Raw genomic sequence first — 12,978 nt, 5'->3', positions numbered from 1 at the left:
TTGATGATGAATATGCCCGTTCCTGTATCAAACAAAGCTGTACCGAAAAAAGCCGCTGCCGTTAAAGCGCCGGAGCAACCGAAAACCGCGATCTCGGCCCTGTGGCGTCCGGCGCTGGTGCAAGCTTTCGTCAAACTCGATCCTCGGCAATTGCAGCGCGCGCCGGTGATGCTGGTGGTGGAGCTGACGGCGATCCTCACGACCGTGCTGTGCTTCGTGCCCGATACCGCAGTGCCGACTTACGTCGCGGCGCAAATCGCCTTGTGGCTGTGGTTTACCGTGTTGTTCGCCAACTTCGCCGAAGCCCTGGCCGAAGGCCGTGGCAAGGCCCGTGCCGATAGCCTCAAGGCTGGCAGCGAAGGCTTGAGCGCCCGGCGCAAAAAATCCGATGGGAGCTTTCAGGTGGTGCCCGCCACCAGCCTGCGCAAAGGCGATATCGTCCGCATCGAAGCCGGGGAAATGATCCCGGGTGACGGCGAAGTGATCGAAGGCATCGCGGCAGTCAACGAGGCGGCGATTACCGGTGAATCCGCGCCGGTGATCCGCGAGTCCGGTGGCGACCGCTCGGCCGTTACCGGCAATACCCGGCTGGTGTCCGACTGGTTGCTGGTGCGCATCACCGCCAACCCCGGTGAGTCGACACTCGATCGCATGATTGCCCTGGTGGAAGGCGCCAAACGTCAGAAAACCCCGAATGAAGTGGCGCTGGATATCCTGCTGATCGGTCTGACTCTGATCTTCCTGCTGGTGGTCGTGACTTTGCAGCCGTTCGCCCACTTCGCCAACGGCAGCCTGCCGCTGGTGTTCCTGGTGGCATTGTTGGTGACCCTGATTCCGACCACCATCGGTGGCCTGCTGTCGGCCATCGGTATCGCCGGGATGGACCGTTTGGTGCGCCTCAACGTGATCGCCAAATCCGGTCGTGCGGTGGAAGCTGCGGGTGATGTGCATGTGTTGTTGCTGGACAAGACCGGCACCATCACGTTCGGCAACCGTCGCTGCACGGCGATTTACCCCGCTCCAGGCGTCAGCGCCAAAGAGCTGGCCGAAGGCGCGTTGCTCGCCTCGCTCGCTGACGACACGGCGGAAGGCAAGTCCATCGTCGAATACCTGCGCGGACATTATCCACAGCCTGAACCCGCCACTAATGTGCTGACCGCGGTGCCATTCAGTGCTGAGACCCGGTTGTCCGGTGTTGACTACCAGGGCCGCGTTTACCGCAAGGGCGCAGTGGATTCGCTGCTGACCTTTGTTGGACTGCAACGTCGCGATTTGCAGTCCGCCCTGTCGCGGGAAATCGACAAGATTGCCCAGAGCGGCGGTACACCGTTGCTGGTGTGCGCCGAGGGCAAATTGCTCGGTGCGATCCACCTCAAGGACGTGGTCAAACCCGGCATTCGCGAGCGCTTCGCCGAACTGCGCAAGTTGGGTATCCGCACCGTGATGGTGACCGGTGACAACCCGCTGACCGCCGCCGCCATTGCCGCTGAAGCCGGTGTCGATGACGTGCTGGCTGAAGCCACACCGGAGAAGAAACTGGCGCGTATTCGCCACGAGCAGAATGACGGTCGTCTGGTGGCGATGTGTGGCGACGGTGCCAACGACGCTCCGGCGCTGGCCCAGGCTGATGTCGGTATGGCGATGAACGATGGGACCCAGGCTGCGCGTGAAGCCGCGAACATGGTCGACCTCGACAGCGACCCGACCAAGTTGCTGGATGTGGTGCAGATCGGCAAGGAATTGCTGGTGACCCGTGGCGCGTTGACCACCTTTTCCATCGCCAACGACGTGGCCAAGTACTTCGCGATCCTGCCGGCGCTGTTTGCCTCGATTTATCCACAGCTGGGCGTGCTCAACGTCATGCACCTGAGCAGCCCGCAGAGCGCGATCCTTTCGGCGATCGTCTTCAATGCCTTGATCATCGTGGTGCTGATCCCGCTGGCTCTGCGCGGCGTACGAGTGCAGGCGGCGAGCGCAGCGGCGTTGTTGCGACGCAATCTGCTGATCTACGGCGTCGGCGGGATTCTGGTGCCGTTTGTGGGGATCAAGTTGATCGACATGCTGTTGACGGCGGTGCATTTGGTTTGACGGTTTTTGCGGTGTGTCAGGGCTGCCGCCTTCGCGGGCAAGCCCGCTCCCACATTGTCCGGGTTGAAGCAAATTCTGGTGATCGACTCAACCCTGTGGGAGCTGGCTTGCCTGCGAAGAACACGACGCGCTGTCTCTGGCGAAACGCTGCTTATATTCTCTGAATCGAGGGATTTGAAATGTCCACTATGTTACGTCCGGCCTTGAGCCTGATTGTTCTGATGACCCTGATTACCGGTGTGGCCTATCCGCTGGTGGTGACCGGTGTGGCCCAAGTGGCGTTCCCGGCTCAGGCCAATGGCAGCCTGGTGCGCGATGCCGACGGCAAGGTTCGTGGCTCGGCGCTGATCGCCCAGGATTTCACCGGTGATGCCTGGTTCCATCCGCGGCCTTCGGCGGGTGCTTTCGCCACGGTGTCGAGCAGCGCCAGCAACCTGTCGCCAAGCAACCCGGCGCTGGCCACTCGTGTGATTGACGATGCCAACAAGCTGTTCGTACCGGGGCAGGGGGCCGTACCGCTGGCATTGCTCACCACCTCCGGTAGCGGCCTTGATCCACACTTGCCACCGGCAGCGATTGTCTATCAACTGGCGCGGGTTGCGGCCGCACGCAACCTGCCGGTTTCGACCCTGCAGCAATTGGTGGATACGCATGTCGAACAGCCCCTGGTTGGCCCGCCGGTGGTGAACGTGCTGGCCTTGAATACAGCGCTGGAAAAGTTGTAGACGATGATCGTTCCCATGCTCTGCGTGGGAATGCAGCCAGGGACGCAGAGCGTCCCAGAAGCGGGCGCAGAGCGTCCAATGATTCATTCCCACGCGGAGCGTGGGAACGATCAATACCTGCCAAAAGAGATAGCCCATGAGTGATTCCGGCCGAGCCGACGCGCTGTTAGCAGATTTACCAAGCGACGGTCGTGGCCGGCTCAAGGTCTTCCTCGGCGCCGCCCCCGGCGTTGGCAAGACTTACGCCATGCTTCAAGCGGCCCACACACAACTGCGTCAGGGCGTCAAAGTTCTCGCCGGCGTGGTGGAAACCCATGGCCGCGCGGAAACCGAAGCGCTGCTCGGCGGTTTGCCGCAGCAGCCGTTGGTTCGTTCCGAATACCGCGGCGTGGTGCTTGAAGAAATGGACCTCGACGGTCTGCTCAAAGCCAAAGCGAAGCTTGTACTGGTCGATGAACTGGCCCATACCAATGCTCCCGGCAGTCGTCATGCCAAGCGCTGGCAGGACATTCAGGAACTGCTGGCGGCTGGCATTGACGTGTTCACTACGGTCAACGTCCAGCATCTGGAAAGCCTCAACGATCAGGTGCGCGGAATCACCGGCGTGCAGGTGCGCGAGACGTTGCCCGATTGGGTGTTGCAGGAAGCCTACGAACTGTTGCTGATCGACCTGCCACCCCGGGAGCTGCTGGAGCGTCTGCGCGATGGCAAGGTTTATGTGCCCGAGCAGGCGCGGGCGGCCATCGACGCGTTCTTCACCCAGACCAACCTCACCGCATTGCGTGAACTGGCGATGCAGACCGCTGCGGCCCAGGTCGATAATGACTTGGCGCAAGGCTATCGGCAGTTGGGCCAGGCAGCACCGGCGGTACGCGGGCGACTGTTGGTGGGTGTCGACGGTGACGCGCAGGCCGAACGTCTGGTGCGCCACGCCAGTCGGGTTGCCCAGCGGCGGCATTTGCCATGGAGTCTGGTGCATGTGGATAACGGCAGTGTGCGCGACGAGCAGTCACGTTTACGCCTGCAAAGCGCCCAACAACTGGCCGAACGTCTGGGCGGTGAAGTGGTGTTGTTGCGTGCCGGCGAGGTCGCGAAAACCCTGATTCAACACGCCGCCGAGCGCCGTGCCAGTCTGGTGCTGGTCGGTCAGTCAAGGCCGCGTTTGCGTCGTCGGCTGTTCGGCGGAGGGCTGGCCTCGCGCTTGTTGCGCGATGCGCGAGGGCTGGAAATCAACGTCCTCGACGGTGACATAGACCGGCCAGCACCGCGTATGCGCGCGCCACATTCGTTGGTCTGGTTCGACTATGCGCTGGCGGTGTTGGCGACGGTGCTGGCCACTGCCTTGGCCTGGGCGGTGGCCAGTGTGTTGCCGCTGCCGAACATCTCGCTGGTGTTCCTCGCTGCCGTGCTGCTGGTGGCGGTGCGCAGCAGCCTCGGCCCGGCCCTGGCCTGCGCGGCGCTGTCGTTTCTGACTTACGACTTCCTGTTCATTCCACCGAACTTCTCCTTTGCCATTCAGCGCGAAGAAGATGTGCTGACGCTGCTGTTCTTCCTGTTGATGGCGGCGTTGACCGGTAACCTCGCCGCGCGTCAACGGCGACAGTTACAGGCTCTGCGCGACACCCAGGAGGAGACCAGCGAATTGCTCGACCTGTCGCGCAAACTCACCGCCGCGACTGATCGCCAGGCGGTAGTCAGCGCTGGCGCGCAGCATCTGAACGGCTGGAACGAGCTGCAATTGTGCCTGCTCAACCGCGATAGCCTGGCCCCCGGCGGCTGGAAGGTCGAAACCGGCGGCCCGCTGCAGTTTTCCGAGGCCGAGCGCGCTGCCGCCGACTGGGCCTGGCAACACGATCAACCCGCGGGCATGGGCACCGGGACCCTGCCATTCGGGCATTGGTGGTGGTGGCCATTGTCGGTGGAAGAGGGGCCGCTGGGGTTACTCGGGGTGTGCACCAAAGACGGCCAGCCACTCAGCGGTCAGCGGCGGCGTTTGTTGACTGCGCTGAGTCAGCCATTGGCTCAAGCCCTGGCCCGGGCGCAATTGGCCGAGGATCTGGAGGCAGCACGTCTGCATGGTGAAACCGAGCAACTGCGCAGCGCTTTGCTGGCGTCGGTGTCCCACGACTTGCGTACCCCGCTGACCTCCATGCGCGGCAGCATCGACAGCTTGCTGGCCTTGGGCGAGGCGATTTCATTGGAGGACCGTCGGGAGTTGCTCGAAGGTACCCGCGATGAAGCCGAGCGACTGGATCGTTATATTCAGAACCTGCTGGACATGACCCGTCTTGGGCATGGCGCGCTGAAGCTGGCGCGCGATTGGGTGTCGCCGGCTGATATCGTCGGCAGTGCGCTGAATCGGCTGCGCGCGGTACTGGCACCGTTACAAGTCAGCATCGATGTGCCGAGCGAATTACCGTTGCTCTACGTGCATGCCGCGTTGATCGAGCAAGCGCTGGTTAACGTACTGGAAAACGCTGCACGTTTTTCTCCGGCTCAGGGGCGTTTGCAACTGTGCGCCGGTTCGACCGATAGCGAGCTGTTCTTTGCGGTGAGCGACGAAGGGCCGGGCATTCCAGAAGCCGAGCGCGCAAAGATTTTCGACATGTTCTACACCGCTGCTCGCGGTGATCGGGGAGGGCAGGGCACTGGGCTCGGTCTGGCGATCTGTCAGGGCATGGTCGGCGCCCATGGCGGGCGTATCAGTGTGGCTGAGGGTATCGAAGGTCGCGGCACCTGCATCACGATCCATTTACCGTTGCAGGAGCAGCCCGGACTTGAAAGTGAAGCCTGACATTCCATGCGCTACTCTAGCGTCACTTCTTTATCTTGATCAGAAACCATGAGCCAGACCGCAACCATTTTGGTCATCGACGACGAACCACAGATTCGCAAGTTTCTGCGCATCAGCCTGGTTTCTCAGGGCTATAAAGTACTGGAGGCCGGCACCGGCAGCGAAGGTTTGGCTCAGGCCGCGCTGAACAAACCGGATTTGCTGGTGCTCGACCTCGGCTTGCCGGACATGGACGGCCAACAAGTGCTACGCGAATTTCGCGAATGGTCGAAGGTGCCGGTGCTGGTGTTGTCGGTACGCGCCAGCGAGGGGCAGAAGGTCGAAGCCCTCGATGGCGGTGCCAACGACTACGTGACCAAGCCTTTCGGCATTCAGGAGTTTCTCGCCCGGGTGCGCGCCTTGCTGCGTCACTCACCCGCAGGTGAGGCACAGGAAGCGGCGCTCAGGTTCGGTCCGCTGACGGTGGACCTGGCCTATCGCCGCGTGCTGCTGGACGACACTGAAGTGGCGTTGACCCGCAAGGAATACGCGGTGTTGGCGCAATTGGCTCGGCACCCCGGACGCGTCATCACTCAACAGCAATTGCTCAAGGACATTTGGGGCCCGACCCACACCGAAGACAGTCATTACCTGCGGATTGTGGTTGGTCACCTACGGCAAAAGCTGGTGGACGACCCGACCCAACCGAGGTTTATCGTGACCGAGGCGGGTGTCGGGTATCGGTTGATTGATGCCTTGGGTTAGGTCGCGCCCCGGCAACGCTCTTCAAAGCTGATCATTCTCATAGCGATCCAGCGTATCGCGGGCGATCTCCCGGCCCAGGGCGATCAGCTCCGGCGCTTTGTAAAACTCGAAAAACCGGCACACCCGTTTCGGCACGTTGATCAGGACATCCGGCGGGTAGCCAGCGATTTTGTATTGTGCCAGTGAGGTCTGCATCACTTCGAAACTCTGGTTGATCAAGTCCAGCAATGATGCCGGGCCGACGTTGTCGATAATGAACGAGCCGGTGGCTGACTTCGGTGCACCAGGGGTTTGCGGGGCGGCGGCCGGTTGCTGAGCCTCAGGTTCGGCGGACTCGATCCACGGGTTATTGATGTCGTCGGCATCTGCTCGCAGGGCTTCCTGTTCGAGTAACAGCAACTTTTCAGCTTGTTTTCGACGAAACGGTAAGCGCGAGCCAAGGGAGTTGATCAGACTGTCGAAGCGGATTTTGAACGCCGCTGGGCGCTGGATCACCGGCAATTGATAGCGCCTTTGGTTAGTCGAGTTGAGGTTGACCGCGATGATCAGGTCGCAGTGGCTCGAGACCACCGGCACGATCGGCAGTGGATTGAGCAGACCGCCGTCCACCAGCATCCGGTTGCCCTGCATCACCGGGGTGAACAGGCTGGGGATCGCTGCCGAGGCGCGCATTGCCTGGTGCAGGCAACCTTCCTGGAACCAGATTTCCTGTTGATTGGTCAGGTCCGTGGCGACCGCCGTGTAGGGGATGCGCAGGTCTTCGATATTGATTTCGCCGACGATCTTGCGGATCTGCCCGAAGATCTTTTCCCCACGAATCGCTCCGAGACGGAAGCTGACATCTACCAGACGCAACACGTCGAGGTAGTCCAGGCTTTCAATCCAGTCGCGGTAGTCGTTGAGTTTGCCTGCAGCATAGATCCCGCCGACCACCGCGCCCATGGAACAACCGGCGATGCAGGCGATGTCGTAACCGCGTCGTTCAATTTCTTCGATGACCCCGATATGGGCATAGCCCCTGGCGCCACCGGAGCCCAGCACCAACGCGACACGTTTTTTCATGACTCGCCCCTTCGTCAAACTTGAGTCAACAATGCACCCATCATGGGCCTTGCTTCAATCGCTGCTGATCGAGGGTTTGGGGGCAAGGTCGTTTTTTCGATAATCAATGGCGACAGGCGAGTATTCTCGCCCCAGCTATATTCATCAGGGGGGCAAGGCACTTTTTACGGTGCTGGCCGTCATACCGTGCACGATTGTTTTTCTATCTTGAGGTGTCATCGATGAAAGCCTGGATTTGTCTGCCGTTGATTGCGTTGGCTCTGGCTGGTTGTGCCGGTAAAACGGCGTATCGTGACAGTTGCGGTAGCCAGCTGGACGCGGCCTGGCAGGAGCTGGACCTGGCCAAGGCCGAAGGTTTCGCGGGCACCGTCAGTTACTCCAAGGCACTGTCCTTGTTGACCGGGGCCAAGACTCAGCAGCAGTTCGAGGCGTACGAAGGCTGTACCAAAAAAGCCGAGAAGGCCCGTTTCTACATTCGTGAGTCGCGTGCCGGTCGTTGATCAAAGGATTGATGAGGTAGAGCAGGGCTTTGCGGCATCATTGCTGCAGGTTTGCCGTCGCAACATTGAATGTTCGATTCGGGAGTAAGCCATGTCTGCCTTGGTTGATCGGTTGGTGGCTCAGGTGTTGAGCCTGGAAGTTCGCTTGCGGGCCTGCCAGGCGCGACTGAGTGCGACGACTGATGATGAAGCGCTGCATGATCTGCGCACCACGGTTCGCCGGCTGCGCAGTCTGCTGCGACCCCTGCGTGGTTTACCCGGAGTCGAGCAACTGGAAGCGGCGGCGGCCGGAGTCGGCAACCTGACCACCCCCTTGCGCGACCGGGAAGTACTGGCCGCCTACTTGCACAGTCATGGTCAGCATGAAGCGGCCCTGCGCCGCACGGTGCAAATGGCTAAAGCCTATCCCGCGGTGGCGACGGGTCCTGAGCTGGCGCAACTGTTTCTCATACTCGACGCGTTTCCGCGCTTTCTGCGAGCCTCCCAGCGTCAGGGATTACTCAAAGGCTTGCGTCAACGCATCGAAAAGCGTCTGGCCAAACTGTGGGACGCTCTGGATAAGGCATTGCACGATCCAGAGCATGACCGACATCGCTTGCGCCTGTTGATCAAGCGCGTGCGTTACGCAGCCGAATCCTATCCTGAACTGGACCCGTTACCGGTCAAGGCTATGCCTCGATTGAAAGCCGCTCAAGAGGCGCTCGGCAACTGGCATGATTGCTGGCAATGGCTGGCCAAAGCTGAGCAAGAGTCCGATTTGCAGCCCTGTGTGGAGGTTTGGCGAGTGACCATGGTCAAGGCCCAGGCAAGCGCAGATCTGGTGCTGGACACGCTGAGCGCGGCTTGCTTCAAATCCTGAACACACCCGTCGTAGCAGCTGCCGAAGGCAGCGTTCGGCTCGGGCCGCGTTCGGACGTAGCAGTCGTAAAACCCGCCGACGCGGATTAACAGTTACACCGCAATAACCGTATTCACGACTGCTTCGCAGCCGAACGCAGCCTTCGGCAGCTGCTACAAGTCCGCGGGTTGCCAGTGGCGTTCGGCTTATCTGTCCGCTTTTTTGGCCGGAATAGGTGCTGTGCAGTCCCCGTCCGATGGTTAAGATCCTTGAGTCTTTTTTCTGGCTTGAGGCTTTTATGCGCTTTTGTGATTTAGTCGACGCCGTGCGCAGCACTCCGCTCGAGCTGTCTATCCCGACGCAATGGGCTCAGGGGCGTGCCAGTTTTGGCGGGCTGATGGCCGCATTGCAGTACGAGGCCATGCGCGCAAAAGTTCCGGCAGATCGTCCGGTACGTTCGTTGGCGATCACCTTTGTCGGCCCGGCTGAACCTGGTGTGCCCGTCAGCTTTGAGGTGGATGTATTGCGCGAAGGCAAGGCTGTCAGCCAGGTGCTGGGTCGGGCCATGCAGAACGGGCAAGTGGTAACGCTGGTCCAGGGCAGCTTTGGCGCCTCCCGCGCTTCGGAAATCGACGTGGCGGCCGAACCGGCCCCCGAAATGAAACACTGGGATGACTGTGAGGAACTGCCTTATATCAAGGGTGTGACCCCGGAATTCATGCGCCACCTGGCGATGCGTTGGAGTGTTGGCGGTTTGCCATTTACTGGCAACAAGTCGCGGGAGATGGGCGGTTGGGTGCGTTTGCGCGGGGATGTCAAGGAAGAGCCACTGACCGAGGCACATATTCTGGCGCTGGTGGATGCCTGGCCTCCGGCCCTGTTGCCGCACTTGAGCAAACCGGCGGCGGGCAGCACCCTGACCTGGACCATCGAATTCGTGCAGCCATTGCTGGCGCTGAGCACGCTGGACTGGTGCAAGTACCGCGTGGTCATCGAGCACGCCCGCGACGGTTATGGCCATGCGGCAGCAGCGTTGTGGAGCCCTGAAGGACAGTTGATCGCCATGAGTCGGCAGACGGTTACCGTCTTCGGTTAAAACCGGTCAATGCCGGTGGCGCTCACGCCAGGCGCGCCACCATCCACCGCTCAAGACATACCGTGCAAAGGTCAGGAACTGTTCGACCTTCAGGCGTTGCACGGCGTCTTTGCGGTCACTGAACGGCTCGCGGGCTTGCACCTCCAGGCTGTGGCCGTGGCGCTGCAGGCCCAAGGCTGCGAGCAAGCCAACGACGCCGATGGCAACGTTCAGAAAGCTCATCCCGAACACACCCGAAACGATCAGTAGAAACGCCAGGATGAACAGCGGCACGGCAATCAGGTGCAACACCAGATTAGTCGGGTTGCGATGGTTTTCGGGGGGCGCCCGCCATTGCCAGGCGGGGAGATTGGGGTGACGTTTGCCCATGCTGGAAATCCTCGATCCGTGTAAAACCCATGAATAAAGAATAGGTCGGGCAAACGGCTTCGGCGAATCAAGGCTGGCTATCGCTGCAATAGGTATCTCGAGATTGATGTTAGCTGCTTTATTGTCATCGCAGGCAAGCCCCGCTCCTCCAAGGGCACTGGCAATCCTGTAGGAGCGAGTCTTGCCCGCGATAGCGTCCTTACAGCTTGAGCTGGCCTATCGCCTTGCTCAACTCACCGGCCAATGTCGCCAGTTCATTACTGGTGGTGGCCGAGTCGATGGTCTGTTGCACGGTGTTCTCGGTCACGTCGCGAATGCTCACCACCGCACGATTCATTTCTTCTGCGACCTGGCTCTGCTGTTCGGCGGCCACGGCGATTTGTGTGTTGCTTGTGCGCATCTGCGCTACAGCACCGGTGATTTCTGCGAGTGCCAGGCCCGCTTCCTCGGCCTGCTGCACGCAATCGTCAGCCTTGAACGAGCTTTCCTGCATGAAGTCCACGGCATCCCGGGTCCCGGCTTGCAGGGCGCAGACCATAAGGGTGATCTCGTCGGTGGAGGCCTGCACCCGTTTGGCCAGGTTGCGCACTTCATCGGCGACCACCGCAAAGCCACGGCCCATATCACCGGCCCGGGCGGCTTCGATCGCGGCGTTAAGTGCCAGCAGATTGGTTTGCTCGGCAATGCTGTGAATCACGCCGACTACACCGTTGATCTTCTGGCTGTCTTCGGCCAATCGCTGAATCATCTCCGCGGTTTGCCGTACGCCGCTGGAAAGCCCGGCAATTGATTGCCGCACGCGGCTGACCACATCCTGCCCGCTGCCGGCCAGGGTGTCGGCGGTTTGCGACAAGTCGCGCGTCGCTCCGGCATGCTGGGCGATGTGATAAACCGTGGCCGACATCTCGTTGATCGCGGCCGCGGCCTGATCGGTCTCGCTTTGCTGGCCAAGCATGCCGTGGCGCACCTCATTCATGCTCGCGGCCAGCCGTGCAGCGCCGACATCCAATTGTTCGGCGGTATGCGCCACGGTGTTGACCACCCGTTGGTAGCCGGCCTGCATGGCGTTAAAGGCGCTGGCCATTTGCCCGACTTCATCTTTGCAGGCCAATGGCACGCGGGCCGACAGGTCGCCGGTCTTTTCCACGTGCAGCATCACGTCTTTCAAGGTGTTGAGCTGGCTGAGCAAAAAACGGATCAGCAACTGCGAGGCACCAAGCATTGCCAACATCAGGATGAACACCGCCACCGCGTAGTTGGCCAATCGCTCACCGAACACCTGGCTCAGGCTTGGGCCATAGGCCAGTACCGCGACCTGTTCGCCGTCCGCTCGGGACACAATGTCGGCGCCCAGCAACGGGTTGTCGCCCAACAGCGGCATAGCGTTGAGCTCGACCCAGCCGCTGGCGTTGTTTAACGCCGATAATGGCTGTCCGTTCAGGGAGGGAGTCTGGCCCCGACTGAAGCTCAGCAAGTGGTCTGCCTTGGGCAAGGATTGTCCGACGGGCCAGGCATTCAGCAAGCGCGCCTGGGCCTGGGCTGAGGTCTGTGAGGCTTGGCTGCGAGCCTGCTGTTCGAGCTGTACGGCATACAGCACCAACAGCAGGGTAGTGATGAATGCGACCGCGTTGACGGCCCAGAATTTGTACTTCAGCGAGATGTTGCTAAGCCAGGCACCCATGGAAGGTCTTCTCTGATAGCGGAAACAGTTTTGGCAAGGTGCCATTATTGTGCCGCTATCCAGGCGAAGGGTTGTTGATGTGGGTCAATGGTGGGGGGATGGGCGACAGATTTTGTTGATTGTCAGGGCCTCTTCGCGGGCAGCCTCGCTCCTGCAAAGGCACCGTAATCCCCGTAGGAGCCAGGCTTGTCCGCGAGGCGACGGTACAATCAACGTGGACTTTTCTGATTCACTCTATCGACGGCAGTCCATAAAACGTCCGGGCACACGCCGTGCTGTGTGCTGCCACATCTTCCAGGCTCTCACCGCGATGCAACGCGACTTCGCGCAAAACTTCTGTCAGGTAAGCGGGTTCGTTGCGACCGTTTTTCGGCTTCGGCCGCAGACTGCGCGGTAACAGGTACGGCGCATCGCTTTCCAGCATCAAGCGCCCGCGCGGAATTTCGCGAACCAGTGGGTGCAGGTGAGTGCCACGGCGTTCGTCGCAAATCCAGCCAGTGATGCCGATGTGCAAATCGAGGTCGAGGTAGCTGAACAGCGCCCGTTGCTCACCGGTAAAACAATGCACCACGGCGGCGGGCAAACGGTCACGGAAGTCGCGCAGGATTTCCAGCAGTCGCTGACTGGCGTCGCGCTCATGGAGGAACACTGGCAGTTGCAGTTCAACCGCCATCGCCAAATGCTCCTCGAGCACCTTTTCCTGCTGCGGGCGTGGCGAGAAGTCGCGATTGAAGTCCAGGCCGCATTCACCCACGGCACGCACGCTCGATTCTTTGAGCAGGCCGCGCAAGCGTTGAGCGCTATCGGCGTTCCAGTCACTGGCCGAGTGAGGGTGAATCCCCGCCGTGGAGAACAGTCGTTGCCCGGTTTCGTCCAGTTGTTGGCACAGTTCAAGCGCCTGCTCACTGCCCTCGACACTGGTGCCTGTGAGGACCAGTTGGCAGACTCCGGCGGCATAGGCGCGGTCGAGTACTGCCTGGTGTTTGTCGGCAAAACTTGGGTTGGTCAGGTTGACGCCGATATCGATGAGTTGCATGGTGCTACCTCGGACCAAAGGCCGGAAAGCATATCAGAGCTGTAG

General features: G+C 60.8%; 11 protein-coding genes. 7 read left to right on the top strand and 4 right to left on the bottom strand.

Annotation, left to right across the window (positions count from 1 at the left end; translation table 11 throughout):
- Positions 1-6: 6 nt before the first annotated feature.
- From kdpB to AC07O1_RS15900, 4 genes are all read left to right on the top strand, one after another.
- Positions 7-2,088, top strand: a complete 2,082-nt coding sequence (gene kdpB, locus AC07O1_RS15915) for a potassium-transporting ATPase subunit KdpB (protein ID WP_495089307.1) — start codon at positions 7-9, stop codon at positions 2,086-2,088.
- 179 nt (positions 2,089-2,267) lie between these two features.
- Positions 2,268-2,813, top strand: a complete 546-nt coding sequence (kdpC, locus tag AC07O1_RS15910) for a potassium-transporting ATPase subunit KdpC (RefSeq protein ID WP_494993828.1) — start codon at positions 2,268-2,270, stop codon at positions 2,811-2,813.
- 136 nt (positions 2,814-2,949) lie between these two features.
- Positions 2,950-5,607: a DUF4118 domain-containing protein gene (locus AC07O1_RS15905; RefSeq protein WP_495089306.1), complete on the top strand. Its 2,658-nt coding sequence runs from the start codon at positions 2,950-2,952 to the stop codon at positions 5,605-5,607.
- A gap of 48 nt (positions 5,608-5,655) precedes the next feature.
- Positions 5,656-6,351 (top strand): response regulator, encoded by a 696-nt coding sequence (locus tag AC07O1_RS15900; RefSeq protein ID WP_495089305.1) that lies wholly within the window; start codon positions 5,656-5,658, stop codon positions 6,349-6,351.
- A 21-nt stretch (positions 6,352-6,372) separates the two neighbouring features.
- Here AC07O1_RS15900 and AC07O1_RS15895 read toward each other — a convergent pair whose 3' ends face one another.
- A complete protein-coding gene (locus tag AC07O1_RS15895; protein WP_495089304.1) occupies positions 6,373-7,413 on the bottom strand; it encodes a patatin-like phospholipase family protein in 1,041 nt (346 codons plus the stop codon).
- Positions 7,414-7,634: 221 nt separating this feature from the next.
- On the opposite strand from AC07O1_RS15895, the gene AC07O1_RS15890 reads away from it, so the two are divergent.
- The 3 genes from AC07O1_RS15890 (at position 7,635) to AC07O1_RS15880 (ending at position 9,847) form a co-directional block, all read left to right on the top strand.
- Positions 7,635-7,913: a hypothetical protein gene (locus AC07O1_RS15890; RefSeq protein ID WP_494993832.1), complete on the top strand. Its 279-nt coding sequence runs from the start codon at positions 7,635-7,637 to the stop codon at positions 7,911-7,913.
- A 91-nt stretch (positions 7,914-8,004) separates the two neighbouring features.
- Entirely contained in the window at positions 8,005-8,772 is a 768-nt protein-coding gene (locus AC07O1_RS15885) for a CHAD domain-containing protein (RefSeq protein WP_495089303.1), read from the top strand.
- A gap of 277 nt (positions 8,773-9,049) precedes the next feature.
- Positions 9,050-9,847, top strand: coding sequence for an acyl-CoA thioesterase (locus AC07O1_RS15880; protein ID WP_495089302.1), 798 nt, complete (start codon positions 9,050-9,052; stop codon positions 9,845-9,847).
- Positions 9,848-9,853: 6 nt separating this feature from the next.
- Here AC07O1_RS15880 and AC07O1_RS15875 read toward each other — a convergent pair whose 3' ends face one another.
- The 3 genes from AC07O1_RS15875 to AC07O1_RS15865 form a co-directional block, all read right to left on the bottom strand.
- Positions 9,854-10,216 (bottom strand): terminase, encoded by a 363-nt coding sequence (locus AC07O1_RS15875; protein WP_495089301.1) that lies wholly within the window; start codon positions 10,214-10,216, stop codon positions 9,854-9,856.
- A gap of 199 nt (positions 10,217-10,415) precedes the next feature.
- Positions 10,416-11,897 (bottom strand): methyl-accepting chemotaxis protein, encoded by a 1,482-nt coding sequence (locus tag AC07O1_RS15870; protein WP_495089300.1) that lies wholly within the window; start codon positions 11,895-11,897, stop codon positions 10,416-10,418.
- 229 nt (positions 11,898-12,126) lie between these two features.
- Entirely contained in the window at positions 12,127-12,933 is an 807-nt protein-coding gene (locus AC07O1_RS15865) for a TatD family hydrolase (protein WP_494993837.1), read from the bottom strand.
- Positions 12,934-12,978 lie beyond the last annotated feature (45 nt).

The organism is Pseudomonas sp. GW821-FHT07G10 (assembly GCF_059418545.1).
This window is presented reverse-complemented; position numbering and strand designations above follow the sequence as displayed.